Raw genomic sequence first — 17,503 nt, 5'->3', positions numbered from 1 at the left:
CTCGTCTCCCCGGCGCGCCGGCTCAGGTCAGGTCGACCCGGGCGATCCCGGAGCCGATCAGGCTGCCGAGCCAGAGCTGGTCGCCGTGCTGCCGGACCCCGGTGATCATCCAGTACCCGCCGCCCGGGCCGTGCAGCGTCCGCAGCACCCGCCCCTCGCCGTCGACCAGCGCGACCAGCCCGTACTTCTGCGGCTGCGGGCGTACCGCGTCGGGCAGCAGCGCCACCAGCTGGCGCAGCCGGGGGTGCGGCAGCAGCCGTTCGACCGCCGGCAGCCGCGGGCTGGGCAGCGCGATCCAGTACGTCCCGTCGCCGACCGCGGCGAGGTTGTCCGGGTACGCGGGCAGGTCGGTGAGCACGGTGGCCCTGCCGCTCGGCAGGTCGACCCGGAGCAGCCGGTGGGTGCTGGTCTCGACCAGCATCAGCGCCGACTCGTCCGGGGTCAGCGCGACGCCGTTGGGGAAGTAGAGCCCGTCGGCCACCACCTCGATGCGCGCGGTGTGCGGGTCGTACGCCAGCACCCGCCCGTTGGGGCGGTGTTCGAGCAGGTCGTGCTTCCAGTGCGAGAGCGGGAACCGGTCGGAGGAGTCGGTGAAGTAGACGGTGCCGTCCCGGGCCACGGTGGCGTTGTCGGCCAGGTGCACCGACGGCGCGGTGCCGGTCAGCTCGCGTACCGTGCCGTCGGGGGTGACCCGGAGCAGCCCGCGGTAGGCGTCGCAGACGACGAGGCTGCCGTCGAGCGGGTCCAGTTCGATGCCGAGCGGCCGGCCGCCGGTCTCGGCGAGCAGCCGGGGCGTCGTGCCGGCCGGCGCGTCGACCGGCCAAACCCAGAGCCGGCCGTCCTCGTCGCCGCTGATCACCCGGCCGTCGGGGTCGACGAGCACGTCCTCGGGCCCGTGCCCGCCGGGCGGCAGGGGCAGCAGTTCGACCCGGTCGAGCCGCCGGTCCGTGGCCGCCCAGACGCCGTCCAGCGGCGGCGGGACGGTGGCCGCCTCCCGGACGGGGCGGATCAGGCGGGGCGGGCGCTGGCGGGGTACGACCATCCGCACATTGTCACCCGCCGATCCCCACCGCGTGGCCCCCGCCGCGTGTCGCCCGCGGGTCCACCCTGAGAAGGATCCGGGAGCTCCCTGGGGGCGACCCTGGACGTACCCGGGGATCGGCCTCCGGCAGGGCGGAAATGTCGGGGGTGGCGACTAGATTCGTGCCCATGGGACAGTGCGGTGACCGGTTCGACGTGCAGCTCAGCGTGGCTGACGACGGGGTCGAGGTGCGGGCGTCGGGCGAGATCGACATCGCCACGGTCGGCGCGTTCCGCGCCGCGCTCTGGGCCGCCCCGGCCCGTCCGGTGCTCCGGGTCGACCTCTCCAGGGTCAGCGTGCTCTCCGCCGCCGGGGTCCGCGCGCTGGTTGCCGCGCACCTGCGGGTCCGGGCCCGCGGCGGCGAGCTGGTGGTGGTCGACCCGGATCCGGTGGTCGCCCGGGTGCTGCGGGCCACCGGCCTGCACCGGGTCATCCCGATGCAGGAGAGCCTGTCCTGCGGCGGAGGCCAGCGGGGAGCCCTGGCCGCCTGCGCCTGAGCCGCTGACCCGTCCCCGGTCGCCGCGACGAAACCGGACCGGCCACAGCCCGGCGTCCGTCCTGAGCACCGGGTCGGGCACAGGACGCCGGCCCGCGCAGGGCGCGCCGGGCCGCCGGTTGCGGGGCAGGCGGTCGCAGGGCCGCCGGTCGGGCCGGCGACCCCGCCGCCGCTCAGCGGACGCCGAGCAGGTCGACGACGAAGACCAGGGTCTCGTTCGGCTTGATGACGCCCCCGGCGCCCCGGCTGCCGTAGCCCAGGTGCGGCGGGATGGTCAGCCGGCGACGGCCGCCGACCTTCATGCCCACCACGCCCTGGTCCCAGCCGGCGATGACCTGGCCGCCGCCGAGCGGGAACTCGAAGCTCTCGCCCCGGTTCCACGACGCGTCGAACTCGCGGCCGGTGGAGTGGGACACCCCGACGTAGTGCACGCTGGCCAGCTGGCCTGGCTGGGCCTGCGGCCCGTCGCCGACGGTGATGTCCTCGATGACGAGGTCGGCCGGGGGAGCGCCCTCGATCGGGCCGACCTCGGGCTTGCCTGCCTGGGGCATGTTCATCTGCTGATCTCCTGCCGTTCTGGCTCGATCGTCCGGTCGATGTCGATCCTGCCGGATCGTGGCCGGCCGATACCCGGCAGTCCCCGGACGGCGCTGACCGGACCGGGACAGGCGGAAGGGGCGCCACCGGTGGTGGCGCCCCTTCCGGGTCGATCGGTCTACCTGAGCCAGCCGAACTTCCGCACGATCGGGAGGTTCGCCCAGGTCCGGCCGAGGCCGAGGGTGTTGCCCGCCCCGACCAGCGCCAGGCCGGCCAGCACCGCGGCGTAGATCAGGTGGTCGTCCATGAAGAGGTTGTTCTCGGGGGGCAGGACGGCGGTCCACATGAGCACCAGCAGCAGGTCACCGGTGACCGCGGCGATCCGCATCCCGATGCCGAGCAGCAGGGCCACCCCGAGCCCGGCCAGACCGATCATGAACAGCCAGTCGGCCCAGGTCGCGCCGGCGATGTCGTTGTAGACGCCCTTGACCGGGCCGGCCGCGCCGAAGGTCAGGAACCCCTTCGTCGGGCTTCCGCCGTTGATCCAGGCGTTCTTCGGCTCGGTCCCGTGGCCGAGGCCGAAGGCCTTGTCCAGGAAGGCCCAGAGGAAGATCCAGCCCAGCGCGATGCGGGTCCCGGCCCAGACGTACCGGGCGGCGCGCTCACGGGGGGTCTCGGCCGCCGGAGCGACGGTGTTGGCGGGGGTCCGCTCGCTTGTCGCGGTCATGGTCTCCACGTCCCTTCTGTGCCTGGCACCGCGCTTCCCGGTGGCACCTTCATTCCACGCTGGACGGGGCGTCGCGGGCAGGGCCGACCGGGCCGTCCGGGACCGGGACCAAAGACCCGACCTGGCGGCTCCACGCGGGACCTTCGGCCCCGCCCGATCGGGTCCGGTCGGCCGTCCCGGTCCTGTCCACCGCCTCCGAGTGCTGGGCGGGTGCTCGCCGTCCGGGACGGGCTGGTCACCGTGCAGGTCCGCGGGGGCGAGGCCCCCGGGACGGCCGCCTCGGTGACCGGCGCGGGTCAGCCGGGATGCGTCACCGGCCGGGCGAGCTGCCCGGCCAGCAGCGCGGGCGCCTCGGCCAGCGACGGGCCGTACCAGGTGAGGTGGCGGCCGGAGACCAGCGCACACGGCGTGCCGGGGAAGGCCTCCGGACCGTCGTCGGCGGTGAACGCGTACGGCTCGTCCGGCAGCACCACGAGGTCCGGCTCCCGGGCGCGCAGCGCGTCGAGGTCGGGACGGGGATAGCGCTCGGCGTCGTCGGCGTACACGTTCGCCACCCCGAGCCGGCGCAGCACGTCCCCGGCGAAGGTGTCGGCGCCGAGCACCACCCAGGGCCGGCGCCACACCGGCACCACGGCCCGGCAGAGGACCGGCGACGGGGCCGGGGCGGCCCAGGCCCGGCGGGCGGCGACCAGCCAGTCCGGTTCGCCGGTGACGCCGAGCGCGGCGAGCAGGTCGGCGAGTTCGGTGAGCGCCTCGGGCACGGTACGCGGGTAGGTGACCCGCACCGGCACTCCGGCGGCGGCCAGCGCGTCGGCGTCGGCCCGCCGGTTCTCCTCCACGTTGAGCAGCACCAGGTCAGGCCGCAGCGCCCGGACCCGGTCCAGGTCGGGGTACTTGCTGCCACCCACCCGGGCCACGTCCAGCCCGGCCGGGTGGGTACACCAGTCGGTGGCGCCCACCAGCACCTCCGGCACGGTCGACGCCACCGCCTCGGTCAGCGACGGCACCAGTGACACCACCCGCACGGCGTACCCCCTCCTGCAGCCTCGGACGCCGCCGTCGGCGACGGCGGCCGACCTCCATGATCGTCGTCCGGTGGCCGGTCCCGTCGCCGGGACCGACAATGACCAGAGGTCACCCTCACGCCCACCCCCAGCCCGATGCGCTTCCTCAACGAGCCGCTCGACCGGCCGGCCGAGGAGCGCGGCAACCTGATCATCCCGGTCGGCTCCTCGGCCGTCCCGGAGGTGGCCCGCAAGCCGCTCCCCGAGGTGGTCGTCTGGCGCTGAGCGTCAGCGGTGGCCGGCGATCCGCTCGTAGCGCGCCCGCTCCCGGGCGAAGTACGGCTCCGCTCGAACCGGGCGAACACCACCAGCGGCCCGTCCTCGGCGATGGCCAGCGCCGCCCGCTCGATGGCGTGGGAGACCGGCCGGCGCACCTGACGGCGGGTACGGCGAGATCCGACCGCACCGCCGAGGCAGCGGCCATGATCGACGCCCTAGACTCGACCGGTCGACCGCCCCGCCCGTGAGGATCTGCCCGACGATGACGCGTACCGCCACCGACGACGGCGCCCGGCTGCGGCCGCTGCCCACCGGCGCCGCGCCGCTGCTCGTCCGGGCCGGCCAGGCGGTGCACGCCGGTCGCCGGTTGGGCGACCTGGTGCCGCGCCGACCCGAGGGGATCACCGGGCACCAGTGGAGCGCGGCCACCCGCGAGGAGTTCGACCTCGTCGTCTGCGCCGCCGACACCGGTGTGCCGCTGTTCGCCGTGCGGATCGGGCCGGCGGCGCCGGCCGGGTCGGCCGGGCAGCGCGCCGAGCGGATGCGCGACGCGGTCTGCGCGGCGGTCGGCCTGCCGGTGCTGCGGATCGAGTCGCCGACGGTGCGGGCCACCGACCACGGCCGGCGGATCGTCGCCTACGTCATCGACGCGCGCGCCTACGCCGGTTCCGCCCCGGGAGCCGAGCCGGACACCGGCCAGGACGACCCGCCGGTCGGATTCCGCGACATCGTCGGCCAGCTGCCGGACGGTCGCACCGGTGCGGTCAACGATCTCGGCGCGCTCGCCCGGGCGGCGGCCGTCGACGCGTACGTGTCGCGGCAGCTGGTGGACCCGATCGTCCGGGGCCTGCACGTGCGCTGGGCCGACGGGGCGGCCGAGGGGTGGAGCTGGGTCGAGGTCGAGCCGGGTCGCTGCCTGGTCGAGCGGGTGACGGTCCGCGAGCACCGGTTCCGGTCCGGGGTGGACGCCGCGCGGCTGGCCGAGGACCTGGCCGCCCTCGCGATCGGCGACCGGCTGCCGGCCCCGGACGCGGGCGGGACCGCCCTGGTCGGTCGGGACGAACTGCGCCGGGACATCCTCGCGCTGCGCGCCCGTCGCGACGAGCTGTCGGGCGGGTTCGCCTTCGACCACCTCTGCGTGGACTGACCGGCGCCCAGCGTCACCGTCCGGTGACGTCGGGTCCCCGTTGGCGGCCGTGCGGTCGGCCCGGCCGATCCGGCGCTGACTTCCTCGATCCGGTTTGAACCATCGCCCCTGGTGCTCCGTACCTAAGCGGGAATGGACGCAGATCGTCCAGCCGCGCCACCCGACGCGGCGGACGGTGCGGAAAGGGCATCGTCCGCCATCGACGTGCGACCGGAACGTCGCAGTGATCCTGACGGGTCGTCCGACCCCGAATTCCGTCGGCCCGCCGGTCACCAGTCAGGTACCGGATCGAGAAGGAGAGCAATTCGATGCGCAGGTCCACACGGGCGCGCCGGTCATCCGGTAACGCGCGGAGCAAGCGACTGCTGGCGGCCGTCGGCGCGCTCGCGGTCTTCGGCGGAGTCGCCGCCGTGACCCAGATCTCGTCGGCCCGCGAGAGCCCGACGAGGACCCGTAGCGTCTCCTCGGCCTGCGTCGCGCCGAGCCCCGGCGCCACCTCGCCCAGCGGTCGTGGCAGCACCACCCGCACCTGGCAGAACGGCCGGTGGGTCCGCAACCACTGGGGTGACGGCCAGATGTCGGCCGCCGAGTGCCAGGCCGTCAAGGCGGGCAACGCCGCGGTGAACACCCTCGGCTCCACGGTGTCCTGCCCGGACGTGGCCGGCACGCTTCCCCAGGTCCCCGACCAGGCCCGCGCCGAGGTGGACCGGAACCTGGAGCTGCTGCAGAAGCAGATCGCCGAGGCCGACAAGCGGCTGGCGGCCGAGGGCCGCAACGGTCAGACCTTCATCAACAACGCCATCCTCCGGCCGCTGGCCGACAAGCGGCGGGCGACGTTGAACCGGATCGCCACCGCGATCGACCGGGTGGCGCAGCGCCCGCAGGGCCTGGACCAGCTCGCCCAGTGCACCGTCGCCGCCAACAACGGCGGCCAGAACGGTGGCCAGAACGGCGGGAACAACGGGGGCCAGGACGGCGGCCAGAACGGCGGGAACAACGGGGGCCAGAACGGCAACAACGGCAACGCGCTCGACGTTCTCGCCAAGGACTGCGGAAACAGCAAGCTGCAGCCGCACGACGGTTTCCAGAACGGCAACCGCTGCGTCAGCACCGCGTTCGGTGAGGTCGGCGCGGCCGTCAACAACCCATCGCTGCTGATCACCGAGTTCCCCGATCAGGTCCAGCGCAGCCAGCCGTTCACCCTGAAGGTGTCGACCCGGAACCTGGTCCGGGACCGGTTCCTCGCGGCCGGCCAGGGCGGCTACTACGTGGAGAGCTCGCTCCTCAACGACCAGGGGCTGGTCCGCGGCCACTTCCACACCGCGTGCCGGATGCTGCAGAGCACCGGCGAGGCCCCGTCGAACCCGCAGGACGTGCCGGCGTTCTTCGTGGCGACCGAGGACGGCGGCGGCGGCGGCCAGGCGGACGAGGTGTCCATCCAGATCCCCGGCCTGCCGCAGTCCGGCATTGCGCAGTGCGCGGTCTGGGCCGGTGACGGTTCGCACCGGATCCCGATGATGGAGCGGGCCAACCAGACCCCGGCCTTCGACGCGGTCCGGATCGAGGTCAACTGACCGGTCGTACGCGGCGCCGGGGCCGTCCGGGGGTGACCCCCGGACGGCTCCGGCCGTGTCGTCACACCAGCGCCGGCGCGCCCTTGACGGGCGCCGGGGCCGGGGCGCGCAGCGCGGCGATCCGCCGGGTCCGGGCCGGGGCGGCGAGCAGGTTGCCGGCGGCCACCAGCAGGGCCAACCCGAACAGGCCCAACCAGAGGGCGAATCGCCCCGTACCGCTCGGTCACCAGCCCACCGGCGGTCGGGCCGAGGCGCCGGCGTACGACGGGCTGAAGTGTCGACGAAACTGCCCAGGCGGTTGATCAGGGTGGCGGTCCACAGGTATCAGAACGTGCGGGGCAGCCCACCGGCCGTCTGCCTCCACCAGTGCGCCACGCGCCACCTCCGTAGATCGTTGCGGTAATGCCCGCCGGGCATCTCGCTCATCACAACCTAGGGGTACGACAGTGCGCCGGTCATGCGTTTTCGATCGTGGTGCGGGTCACCCGGGGCGCCTAAGGTCGGTGGATGTCCGACGCGCGCTTCCCGGTCCTGCTCGACGGTCCCGGCAACCGGGTCGATGACCCGGGGGAGCTGCTCGTCGGCTACCTGGACTGGTACCGCGAGGCGTTGGCGCGTAAGACCGCCGGCCTCTCCGAGGAGCGCGTGCGCGCCCCGGTGGACCGCCTCGGCTGGTCACCGCTCGGGTTGGTGCAGCACCTGGGCTGGGTGGAGCGGCGCTGGATCCGTTGGGGCTTCGCCGCGGAACCGGTCGCGCCCGCTCCGCCCGGGGACGACGACGCCGAGTGGCGGGTCGGCGACCGGTCGGCGGCGCAGGTCTGGCGGGCGTACCGGGCCGAGGTGGCGCACACTCGCCGGATCATCGCCGGCGTCGACCTGGCCCGGCCGGCCCGGCTGGGCGGCCGGTTCCACGCGGCCGAGGACGCGCCGTCGCTCGGTCGGATCCTGTTCCACCTGCTGCAGGAGTACGCCCGGCACGTCGGGCAGCTCGACGTGGCGCGGCAGCTCATCGACGGTACGACGGGGAGTGACCGGTCGGTCGGGGTCTTCGTCGGCGCACCGACGGGTGGAAATTGTGAACGGCGCGAAAAGCGCCGGGGCCTCCGCCGATTTCTCAGCGTGACCCCGGTGCCTCGGATCGTGATCCGGTCGCGGTCAGCGGTTCTTCCAGGCCTCCACGACGGAGACCGGGATCCGCCCGCGCTCGGAAATCTCGTAGCCGTTCTTGGTGGCCCATTCCCGGATGGCCCGGTTCTGCTCGCGGTCCATTCCGGAGACCCCGGTCCGGCCGGGCCGACGGGTCGGGCGAGCGACCTCCACGGCGCCCCGGCCCATCCGACGGCCAGCGCTGATGTACGGGTCCAGCGCCTTGCGGAGCACGCCTGCGTTCTCGTCGGAGAGATCGATGGTGTACGCCACCCCGTCCACGCTGAACTCGACGGTCCGATCGGCCTTTCCGCCGTCGAGGTCGTCGGTCAGAACGGTGATTACTTTCCTTGCCATCGCCATTACTCCCTGTGTCGGGCGGGGTGTGCTAAGAGTTTGACCTATCCGCCGGCAAATCCGCAACAATATGCGTCGCTTTCATTTGGCGGGTCGCGTCAATCGTGGGAAATCCGCGGACGGCCAATCCACCCGGCCTGGCCGTCCGGCCGGCGGCGGCGGGCCCGGATGTGTCCCGGGTCACAGGGAGGAACACGGGGAACGCTTGGTGACTTGAGTGAGACACGCTCAACCCAACGCGATAGCAGGTGTTCGATGGCAACTCTTCCGGTACTTCCGCTGACCGACGCCGTCCTGCTGCCCGGCATGGTCATCCCGGTGACCCTCGACCCGACGACGCAGGCCGCCGTCGACGCGGCCCGTGCCACCGGCGACAAGAAACTGCTGGCCGTGCCCCGCATCGACGGCGAGTACGGCCCGGTCGGCGCGGTCGCCCTGATCGAGAAGGTCGGCCGGCTGCCTAGCGGCGAACCGGCCGCCGTCATCCGCGGCCTGTCCCGCGCCCGGATCGGCTCCGGCGTCCCCGGACCCGGCGCCGCCCTCTGGGTCGAGGCGACCGAACTCGACGAACCCGCCCCGGCCGGTAAGGCCCGGGAACTCGCCCGCGAGTACCGCGCGCTGATGACCTCGGTCCTCCAGCAGCGCGGCGCGTGGCAGGTCATCGACGCCATGGAGCGGATGACCGAACTCTCCGAGCTGGCCGACGCGGCCGGCTACGCGCCCTGGCTCAGCCTGGCGCAGAAGACCGACCTGCTCGTCGCGCCGGACGTCACCGCCCGGCTCGAGCTGCTGGTCGGCTGGGTGAAGGAGCACCTGGCCGAGCAGGAGGTCACCGAGCAGATCAACAGCGACGTCCGCGAGGGGCTGGAGAAGTCCCAGCGGGAGTTCCTGCTCCGCCAGCAGCTCGCCGCGATCCGCAAGGAACTCGGCGAGGACGAGCCGGACGGCTCCGCCGACTACCGGGCCCGGGTCGAGGCGGCCGAGCTGCCCGACAAGGTCCGCGAGGCGGCGCTGCGCGAGGTCGGCAAGCTCGAGCGGGCCAGCGACGCCTCCCCGGAGGCGGGCTGGATCCGTACCTGGCTCGACACCGTGCTCGAGATGCCGTGGAGCACGCGTACCGAGGACAACACCGACCTCGACGCGGCCCGGGCGGTGCTCGACGCCGACCACGCCGGCCTGGCCGACGTGAAGGACCGCATCCTGGAATACCTCGCGGTGCGCAACCGCCGTGCCGAGCGCAACCTCGGCGTGGTCGGCGGACGCGGCTCCGGCGCGGTGCTCGCCCTCGCCGGCCCGCCCGGCGTCGGCAAGACCAGCCTCGGCGAGTCCGTCGCCCGGGCGCTCGGCCGCAGCTTCGTCCGGGTCTCCCTCGGTGGCGTCCGGGACGAGGCGGAGATCCGCGGCCACCGGCGCACCTACGTCGGCGCGCTGCCCGGCCGGATCGTCCGCGCGCTGCGCGAGGCCGGCTCGATGAACCCGGTCGTGCTCCTCGACGAGGTCGACAAGCTGGCCGCCGGCTACTCCGGCGACCCGGCCGCCGCCCTGCTGGAGGTCCTCGACCCGGCGCAGAACCACACCTTCCGGGACCACTACCTCGAGGTCGACCTCGACCTGTCCGACGTGCTCTTCCTGGCCACCGCCAACGTGGTGGAGTCCATCCCCGGCCCGCTGCTGGACCGGATGGAGCTGGTGACCCTGGACGGCTACACCGAGGACGAGAAGGTCGCCATCGCCCGGGACCACCTGCTGCCCCGGCAGCGGGAGCGGGCCGGGCTGACCGCCGACGAGGTCACCATCGCCGACGAGGCGCTCGCGCGGATCGCCGGGGAGTACACCCGGGAGGCCGGCGTCCGGCAGCTCGAGCGGGCCCTGGCGAAGATCCTCCGCAAGGTCGCCGTCGCGCTGGCGTCCGACCCCGCGCCGGTCCGGGTGGGCACCGACAACCTGGCCCGCTACCTGGGCCGGCCCAGGTTCACCCCGGAGTCGGCCGAGCGGACGGCGGTGCCCGGCGTGGCCACCGGCCTGGCGGTCACCGGCGCCGGCGGCGACGTGCTCTTCATCGAGGCCACCAGCATGGAGGGCGAGCCGGGCCTGACCCTCACCGGCCAGCTCGGCGACGTGATGAAGGAGTCCGCGCACATCGCGCTGTCGTACCTGCGGTCCAACGGGCGACGCCTCGGCATCGACCCGAACGCCCTTGCCGGGCGGCGGATCCACGTGCACTTCCCGGCGGGCGCGGTGCCCAAGGACGGCCCCAGCGCCGGCATCACCATGGTCACCGCGCTGGCGTCGTTGGTGACCGGCCGGCCGGTCCGCCCCGAGTTCGGGATGACCGGTGAGGTGACCCTCTCCGGCCGGGTGCTGCCCATCGGCGGGGTGAAGCAGAAGCTGCTCGCCGCCCACCGGGCCGGCCTGACCGAGGTGATCATCCCGGCCCGCAACGAGCCGGACCTCGACGACCTGCCCACCGAGGTACGCGAGGCGCTGACCGTGCACACCCTGGCCGACGTCGCCGACGTGCTCGCCCTGGCGCTGCGCCCCGCCGACGTCGACGTGGAGACGCTCGGCGGCCAGACGCTCAGCGCGGCCTGATCACCACCCGCCCCCGGGCGGGACGCAGAGAGGCCCCCTGCCGGACCGGCAGGGGGCTGCCTCTCTGCGTGGTTCAGCGCCGGTCGCGCCGGTCCGCGCCGAAGTCCCGGTCGCGGCGCTCGCGCCGGTCGGCCCCCTCGAAGCGGCGTTCGCCGCCCCCGTCGCCATCACGATCCAGCCGTACGGTGGTCTTGCGGCCCTTGATGGTGCTGCCGCGCAGCCCGGTGATCACCTCGTCGGCGACCCCGGTCGGGACCTCGACCAGCGAGAACCGGTCGGCGATCTCGATCGAGCCGATGTCCCGGCCGCTGAGCTGGGTCTCCCCGGTGATCGCCCCGACCAGGTCCTGCGGCCGGACCCCGGCGCGCCGGCCCAGCCCGATGAAGACCTGGGTGGTGCCGCCGGTACGCGGCCGGGCGCCGCCGCCGCGCCGCTCCCCGCCGCGGCCCTCGTACCCGGGCCGGGTCTCCCGTTGCGGACGGACCGCGACCTGCGGGATCTCCTCCTCGTCGGGGGCGCCGGGCAGGGTCGCCTCGTGGGCCAGCTTCACCGCGGCGAGGGCGACCTCCATCATGTCGAACTCGTCCGACAGCGACTCCACGATCACCCGGAACGGATCGAGGTCGTCCTCCAGCAGGCTCTCCCGCAGCGCGCCCTGGGTCAGCTCCAGCCGCCGGGTGCGCATGTCCGCCACCGTGGGGATCTTGTCGATGGCGATCCGCTGCCCGGTGACCCGCTCGATGGTCTTGAGCATCCGGTGCTCACGCGGCTCGGCGAGGGTGATCGCCACGCCCTCCCGGCCGGCCCGACCGACCCGGCCGATCCGGTGCACGTACGACTCCGGCGCCGATGGCACGTCGTAGTTGACCACGTGGGTGAGCTGCTCGACGTCCAGGCCGCGGGCGGCCACGTCGGTGGCGACCAGCAGGTCGGCGGTGCCGGTACGCAGCCGGCCCATCACCCGGTCCCGCTGCTCCTGGCTCATCCCGCCGTGCAGCGCCTCGGCCCGGTAGCCGCGGCCGTTCATCGTCTCGGTGAGCCGGTCCACCTCCTCCCGGCTGCGGCAGAAGATGATCGCCGCGGTCGGCGACTCCACGTCCAGCACCCGCCCCAGCGCCGCCGGCTTGTGCCCCCGGGCCACGATGTACGCGCTCTGCCGCACCCGGGGCGCCTCGCCGGCCACCGGCCGCTCGCGCTCGATCTGGATGCGCTGCGGGTCGGTCAGGTGCTTCCGGGCCAGCCCGTCGATGCGCGCCGGCATGGTCGCCGAGAAGAGCACTGTCTGCCGCTGCGCCGGGGCGTGCTCCAGGATCGCCTCGATGTCCTCGGCGAAGCCCATGTCGAGCATCTCGTCCGCTTCGTCCAGCACCACGGTGGCCACCGAACCCAGCCGCAGCGTGCCCCGGGCGATGTGGTCCAGCGCCCGGCCCGGAGTCGCCACCACCACGTCCACGCCCATGTCCAGGGCGCGCAGCTGACGGCCGATCGGCTGGCCGCCGTAGATCGGCAGGACCCGGGTACCGAGGTCCTTGCCGTAGCGGTGGAACGCCTCGGAGACCTGCACCGCCAGCTCCCGGGTGGGCACCAGCACCAGCGACACCGGGTCGCCGGTCGTCCGGTCGTCTGGCATCCGCTGCAGCAGCGGAAGGGCGAACGCGGCGGTCTTGCCCGTACCGGTCGCCGCCTGCCCGAGCAGGTCCCGGCCGGCCAGCAGCGGCGGGATCGCCTCCCGCTGGATCGGGGTCGGCTCCTCGTAGCCGAGCGCGGAGAGCGCGCCCAGCAGCTCGGCGCGCAGCCCGAGGTCCGCGAAGGCGGTCGCCTCGTCGGGGTCGCCGGGGGTGGTGGGGTCGGTCGGTTCGGGTGCGGAACTCATGGGCAAAGCTTTTCATCACCGTCGCCGGTCCGCTCCGGCGACCGGCACAACCGTCGCCCTCGACACGCTCAGCCGAGGATGGCGAGCACGGTGGTGACCCCGATGACGGCGTCCAGGACGGCGCACCACTCGGCGTAGCCGCGCGGCACCACCCGGCTGCCGCGGTGGTGCGCCAGGTCCCAGACCGCGTGGCCCAGCCAGCCGGCCGCCACCAGCCACCGCCCCGGACCGTCGCCGGCCAGCGCGGCGAGCGCGGCCAGCGCCGTCCACCCCGCCAGGCCGGCCAGCTGCACCGGCAGCGTGCCCGGGGTACGCCACGCCTGGCGCCCGGTCCCGATCAGCAGGTACCCGGCCGGCAGCACCAGCAGGAACCACGGCGACGGCACCAGCGGGTCGACCCAGGTGTCGACCGTCATCAGCAGGGCCAGCCCGGACGGCCAGCGGCGGGTCACCGCCGCCACCACCGGGTGCCGGGCCGGCGGCACGGGGTGCTCGTGCCGGTGCCGCAGCGCGACCAGGACCATGGCGGGGACCATCAGCACGTGCCCGCCGAGCATCAGGGCGTCCCCGCCGACCAGCCCGGCGGCGAAGGGCACGAGCAGCAGCAGGAACGGCACGTACATGGCGGCGACCATCTCGGCGGTGGCGCGGGACCCGTGCCCCCGGTGCCACATCCACGCCGCCATCCCGATCGACATGTCGGTGGCCATCAGCAGCGCGGCGACCGCCGGCCGCTCGAGGGCGCCGGCGAGGCCGACCGCCCCGGCGGCCAGCCGCCAGACCGGGCCGAGCAGCAGCATCCCGGCCAGCATCGCGACGGTCATCTCGGCGAGGTGGCGCAGCAGGCGACGGCCGGCGCGGTCCGCGGCGACCGGCGGGGACGAGGGTACGGAGAGCGTCTCGGTCATGACTCGACCCTGCCGGCGGCCGGCGCGGGCGGACAGGCCCGACCGTCACGGGATTCCCGTGCGGAATCCACGGCCGGTCCGTGACATTCGGCAGGGGTGGCCCGACGCGTCGCGGGCCCTAGGATCGGCGGACATGACGGTCGGGGCGGCGGGAGCGGACCGGCGGCTGCGCCGGGCCCGCCGGGTGACGCTGGCGGCGCTGGTGACCACCTTCTGGACCAGCCTGCTGCTGCCCGGCGTCGGGTTGGCCCGGGAGCCCGACCCGGTCCTGGTGGTCTCCGGGGGCATCGGCATCGCCGCCTTCACCGTCGCGCAGACCGCCGTGTCGTACACGGCCGTCACGCCCTGGCTGGCGTCGGCGTGGCGGCGCCGGTCCCACCTCGGGTTCGGCGTCGTCGCGGTGCTGAGCCTGCCGCTGGTCGGGCCGGTGGCGGCCGGGGCCTGGCCGACCTGGGCCTGGCTGGGCGCGTCGCTGGTCGGGATGACACCGCTGCTGCTGCGGCCGGTCCCCGCGCTCGCCGCCGCCGGGGCGACCGTCGCGACCTCGGTCGCGGTGGCCGGCTGGACCGGCGGCCCGGTCGACGCCCATCTGCTCATCACCGGTGGCGTCGGCGCCGGGATCGCCGCGGTGAACCGGATGCAGGTCTGGTTCTGGGACCTCCTGGTCGAGGCCCGGCAGGGACAGGCCGCCCGGGCCCGGCTGGCCGCCGCCGAGGAACGGCTGCGCTTCGCCCGGGACGTGCACGACCTGCTCGGGCACGACCTCACCGTCATCGCGCTGAAGGCGGAACTGGCGGCCCGGCTCGCCCCGGTCGACGCCGGGCGGGCCGGGCGGGAGGCCGCCGAGGTGCAGCGGCTCGCCGGCTCCGCGCTGGACCGGGTCCGCGAGGCCGTGCACGGCTACCGGGCCGTCGACCTGACCGAGCAGCTCGCCGCGGTGGGGGAGGTGCTGCGCTCGTGCGGGGTGCGGTGCGACGTCGTACCGCCGGTGGGGGAGCTGCCGGCGGCGGCCGCCACGGAACTCGCGGCGGTGCTGCGCGAGGCGGGCACGAACCTGCTGCGGCACAGTCGGGCCGGCTGGTGCCGGATCGAGATCACCCGGGAGGACGGCGTGGCCACGATGACGGTCAGCAACGATGGGGCCGGCGCGGACGTCGGGCCGGACGGGCACAGCCACGGGCTGCGCGGCCTGGCCGAGCGGCTGTCGGCGGCCGGCGGCACGCTCTGGACGTCCCGGGATTCCGACATCTTCACCCTCCGCGCGACCGTGCCGGTGGCCCCGTGATCCGGGTCCTGCTCGCCGACGACGAGGAGCTGATCCGCGAGGCGATCGCCGCCCTGCTCGGACTGGAGGCCGACATCGAGGTGGTGGCCCAGGCCGGCGACGGGAGGGCGGCGCTCGACGCGGCCCGGGCGCACCGGCCCGACGTCGCCGTGGTCGACCTGGAGATGCCGCCGCCCGGCGGGATCGCCCTCGCGGCCGAGCTGGGCCGGGCGTTTCCCGCCTGCGCCGTGGTGATCCTGACCGGCCACGGTCGTCCCGGGCACCTGCGCCACGCGCTCGCCGCCGGCGCCCGCGGCTTCCTGGCCAAGGGCGCGCCGGGAGGCGCCCTCGCCGACGTGATCCGCCGGGTCCACTCGGGCGCACGCTACGTCGACCCGGCGTTGGCCGCCGACGCGCTCACCCTGCCGCCGTGCCCGCTGACCCCACGGGAGCTGGAAACGCTGCGGCTGGCCGAGTACGGCACCCCGGTCGCGGTGATCGCCCGGCGGACCCACCTGGCCGCCGGGACGGTGCGCAACCATCTGGCGGCGAGCGTGCAGAAGCTCGGCGCGTCCGATCGGGCGGAGGCGGTACGGATCGCCCGGGAGGCGGGGTGGCTGTGACCGGATACGACCTGGACGACCACGCCGGGCGTGACGAGCTCGTGCGACCATTCCCAGGTGACCGCAGCCGCCACCGACGGCCACCGGCTGGCCGACCTCGCCGTCCTGCTCGCCGACGGCACCCGGGCCAGCTTCTGCCTGGCTCTGCTCGACGGCCGGGCCTGGACGGCGGGGGAGTTGGCCCGTGCCGCCGGGGTCGCCCCGTCGACGGCGAGCGACCACCTGAGCCGGCTGGTCCGCGGTGGGCTGCTGGTCGAGGAGCGCCAGGGCCGGCACCGCTACCTGCGGCTGGCCGGCCCGGCGGTGGCGCAGCTGATCGAGGATCTGGCCGGCCACCTGCCGCCGACGCCCCGCCCGGCCAGCTCGCTGCGCGCCGCCACCGCCGACGCCGCGCTCGCGCGGGCCCGCACCTGCTACGACCACCTGGCCGGGCGCCTCGGCGTACGGCTGCGCGACGCGTTGCTGGCCCGCGGCCTGCTCGAGGCCGCCGACGGCCTGGCGCTGACCGCGGCCGGCCGGGAGTGGCTGGCCGGGCTGGGCGTGCCGGTCGCGCCGCTGCGGGCTGGCCGCCGGCCCCTGCTCCGCGACTGCCTGGACTGGACCGAGCGCCGCCCGCATCTCGCCGGCGCGCTGGGCGCGGCGCTCTGCCACCGCTTCGCCGAGTTGGGCTGGACCGCCCGGGGCGGCGGCCGCAGCATCCGGGTCACCCCGTCCGGCGTGGCGGCCTTCACCGAGCTCGGGCTGCCCCCCGATGACCTGACGCCACCGGGGCGCGACGCCGGCGGCGGACGCGCCTGAGCCGGCACCCGGCGACTCCAGGCCGGCGATGTGGCGGTGTCCCGGTCACCCGGATGCCGCCGGATCGGCGACCTGGACCCGTCCGTGCGCGGGGAGTACGCCGCAGTTCGGTCGGGACCGAACCGATCCGGCCCTAGCCTCGGTCCCGTGATCGACCTCTCGCGCGTCGTCGCCCCCGCCCCCGGCACGCCATCCTGCGGCCCACCGACGCCGGAGGACGACGGGGTCTGGGCGGTGACCCGGTACGCCGACGTTTGTGCCGTGCTCACCGATTCCGCCTTCCGGGTACCCGAGGCGTCGCCCGGGCCGCCCGGCACGCTCGCCTGGCTGCGCGGCGCGGTCGCCCGGTTCAGTGCCCCCGACCGGCATCCCGACCGGCGGGCGCTCGCCGTCGCCGTCCTGACCGGGCTCCATCCGGACCTGCTCGGCCGGGACGCCGCCCGGCTCACCGCCGAGGAACTCGCGTGCGACCGCGACGTGCCGGCCCGGGGCGTACCCGTGCGGGTGCTGGCGTCCCGGCTCGGGTTGGCCGACCCGGTGGCGGCCGTGCCGGCGGTGGCCTCGGTCGCCGCGGCCTACCAGCCCGGTGCTGGTCCGGCGGCGGTGCGGCGCGCGGACGACGGGGTGGCGGCGTTGCTGGCGATGTCCCCGCCCGGCCCGCCCGAGGCCGTGGCGAACCGGATCGGCCTGCTGGTCCAGGCGTGCGACGCCACCGCCGGGCTGATCGGCGCCGCCGCCCGGTACGCCCCGACGCTGCCCCGGTCGGTGCCCACCCGGGCGCTGCTGGCGGAGGTGCTGCGACTCGACCCGCCGGTTCGCGGCACCCGGCGGCTCGCGTTCACCGCCACCGAGGTGGGTGGCCGGTGGATTCCCGCCGGCGCCACCCTGCTGATCCGCTTCGACGCCGCGAACCGGGACCCGGCCCGGGACCGGTCCGCGGCGCCGCTGACCTTCGGCGCCGGCCCGCACGGCTGCCCCGGCGAGCGGCACGCCCTCGCCCTGGCCGCCGGAGTCGTGGACGTGCTGCGCGGCCACCCGGCCACGCCCGGCCACCAACCGTCCGCGCCACCGCGCGTTCCGACCGACCGGTGAGGCCC

16 protein-coding genes and 2 pseudogenes are annotated in these 17,503 nt (G+C 75.1%); 10 read left to right on the top strand and 8 right to left on the bottom strand.

The window, feature by feature from the left end; translation table 11 throughout:
- Positions 1-22: 22 nt before the first annotated feature.
- Positions 23-1,042 (bottom strand): SMP-30/gluconolactonase/LRE family protein, encoded by a 1,020-nt coding sequence (locus tag ACLQ2U_RS11370; RefSeq protein ID WP_425750554.1) that lies wholly within the window; start codon positions 1,040-1,042, stop codon positions 23-25.
- Between the two features lie 167 nt (positions 1,043-1,209).
- Here ACLQ2U_RS11370 and ACLQ2U_RS11365 point away from each other — a divergent pair, with 167 nt between their 5' ends.
- Complete coding sequence (locus ACLQ2U_RS11365; protein ID WP_425750553.1) at positions 1,210-1,578, top strand: STAS domain-containing protein; 369 nt, start codon at positions 1,210-1,212, stop codon at positions 1,576-1,578.
- Between the two features lie 172 nt (positions 1,579-1,750).
- Here ACLQ2U_RS11365 and ACLQ2U_RS11360 read toward each other — a convergent pair whose 3' ends face one another.
- The 3 genes from ACLQ2U_RS11360 to ACLQ2U_RS11350 form a co-directional block, all read right to left on the bottom strand.
- Positions 1,751-2,128, bottom strand: a complete 378-nt coding sequence (locus tag ACLQ2U_RS11360) for an FKBP-type peptidyl-prolyl cis-trans isomerase (RefSeq protein ID WP_425750839.1) — start codon at positions 2,126-2,128, stop codon at positions 1,751-1,753.
- Between the two features lie 164 nt (positions 2,129-2,292).
- Positions 2,293-2,850, bottom strand: a complete 558-nt coding sequence (locus ACLQ2U_RS11355) for a hypothetical protein (RefSeq protein WP_425750552.1) — start codon at positions 2,848-2,850, stop codon at positions 2,293-2,295.
- Between the two features lie 287 nt (positions 2,851-3,137).
- Complete coding sequence (locus tag ACLQ2U_RS11350) at positions 3,138-3,866, bottom strand: helical backbone metal receptor (protein ID WP_425750551.1); 729 nt, start codon at positions 3,864-3,866, stop codon at positions 3,138-3,140.
- Between the two features lie 111 nt (positions 3,867-3,977).
- Here ACLQ2U_RS11350 and ACLQ2U_RS11345 point away from each other — a divergent pair.
- The 3 genes and pseudogenes from ACLQ2U_RS11345 to ACLQ2U_RS11335 all read left to right on the top strand — a co-directional run.
- Positions 3,978-4,130 (top strand): annotated as a pseudogene (locus ACLQ2U_RS11345) (nitroreductase family protein); the annotation flags it as partial.
- Between the two features lie 256 nt (positions 4,131-4,386).
- On the top strand, positions 4,387-5,271 hold the full coding sequence (locus tag ACLQ2U_RS11340) for a hypothetical protein (protein ID WP_425750550.1): 885 nt from the start codon (positions 4,387-4,389) through the stop codon (positions 5,269-5,271).
- 308 nt (positions 5,272-5,579) lie between these two features.
- Positions 5,580-6,845: a hypothetical protein gene (locus ACLQ2U_RS11335; protein ID WP_425750549.1), complete on the top strand. Its 1,266-nt coding sequence runs from the start codon at positions 5,580-5,582 to the stop codon at positions 6,843-6,845.
- Between the two features lie 61 nt (positions 6,846-6,906).
- Here the strand turns inward: ACLQ2U_RS11335 and ACLQ2U_RS11330 are convergent, their stop codons facing one another.
- Positions 6,907-7,038, bottom strand: a complete 132-nt coding sequence (locus ACLQ2U_RS11330) for a hypothetical protein (RefSeq protein ID WP_425750548.1) — start codon at positions 7,036-7,038, stop codon at positions 6,907-6,909.
- A gap of 314 nt (positions 7,039-7,352) precedes the next feature.
- Here ACLQ2U_RS11330 and ACLQ2U_RS11325 point away from each other — a divergent pair.
- Positions 7,353-7,802: pseudogene (locus ACLQ2U_RS11325) on the top strand (DUF664 domain-containing protein); the annotation flags it as partial.
- Between the two features lie 198 nt (positions 7,803-8,000).
- Here ACLQ2U_RS11325 and ACLQ2U_RS11320 read toward each other — a convergent pair.
- Positions 8,001-8,348, bottom strand: coding sequence for a histone-like nucleoid-structuring protein Lsr2 (locus ACLQ2U_RS11320; RefSeq protein ID WP_425750838.1), 348 nt, complete (start codon positions 8,346-8,348; stop codon positions 8,001-8,003).
- A gap of 255 nt (positions 8,349-8,603) precedes the next feature.
- On the opposite strand from ACLQ2U_RS11320, the gene lon reads away from it, so the two are divergent.
- On the top strand, positions 8,604-10,940 hold the full coding sequence (gene lon, locus ACLQ2U_RS11315) for an endopeptidase La (RefSeq protein WP_425750837.1): 2,337 nt from the start codon (positions 8,604-8,606) through the stop codon (positions 10,938-10,940).
- Positions 10,941-11,013: 73 nt separating this feature from the next.
- Here lon and ACLQ2U_RS11310 read toward each other — a convergent pair whose 3' ends face one another.
- Both ACLQ2U_RS11310 and ACLQ2U_RS11305 read right to left on the bottom strand, forming a co-directional pair.
- Entirely contained in the window at positions 11,014-12,813 is a 1,800-nt protein-coding gene (locus ACLQ2U_RS11310) for a DEAD/DEAH box helicase (RefSeq protein ID WP_425750547.1), read from the bottom strand.
- Positions 12,814-12,881: 68 nt separating this feature from the next.
- Positions 12,882-13,721, bottom strand: coding sequence for a hypothetical protein (locus tag ACLQ2U_RS11305; RefSeq protein ID WP_425750546.1), 840 nt, complete (start codon positions 13,719-13,721; stop codon positions 12,882-12,884).
- 133 nt (positions 13,722-13,854) lie between these two features.
- On the opposite strand from ACLQ2U_RS11305, the gene ACLQ2U_RS11300 reads away from it, so the two are divergent.
- From ACLQ2U_RS11300 to ACLQ2U_RS11285, 4 genes are all read left to right on the top strand, one after another.
- Positions 13,855-15,006 (top strand): sensor histidine kinase, encoded by a 1,152-nt coding sequence (locus ACLQ2U_RS11300; protein WP_425750545.1) that lies wholly within the window; start codon positions 13,855-13,857, stop codon positions 15,004-15,006.
- Entirely contained in the window at positions 15,003-15,608 is a 606-nt protein-coding gene (locus ACLQ2U_RS11295; RefSeq protein ID WP_425750544.1) for a response regulator transcription factor, read from the top strand. Before ACLQ2U_RS11300 ends, ACLQ2U_RS11295 begins: the two co-directional genes overlap by 4 nt.
- A 57-nt stretch (positions 15,609-15,665) precedes the next feature.
- Entirely contained in the window at positions 15,666-16,406 is a 741-nt protein-coding gene (locus tag ACLQ2U_RS11290) for an ArsR/SmtB family transcription factor (RefSeq protein ID WP_425750543.1), read from the top strand.
- Positions 16,407-16,553: 147 nt separating this feature from the next.
- Positions 16,554-17,498, top strand: a complete 945-nt coding sequence (locus tag ACLQ2U_RS11285) for a cytochrome P450 (RefSeq protein ID WP_425750542.1) — start codon at positions 16,554-16,556, stop codon at positions 17,496-17,498.
- Positions 17,499-17,503 lie beyond the last annotated feature (5 nt).

Source organism: Micromonospora sp. DT47 (assembly GCF_049844475.1).
In the GTDB taxonomy this organism is placed as follows: Bacteria; Actinomycetota; Actinomycetes; order Mycobacteriales; family Micromonosporaceae; genus Micromonospora.
The sequence above is the reverse complement of the archived record's forward strand: the minus strand, read 5'-3'. Positions and strand labels throughout refer to the sequence as shown.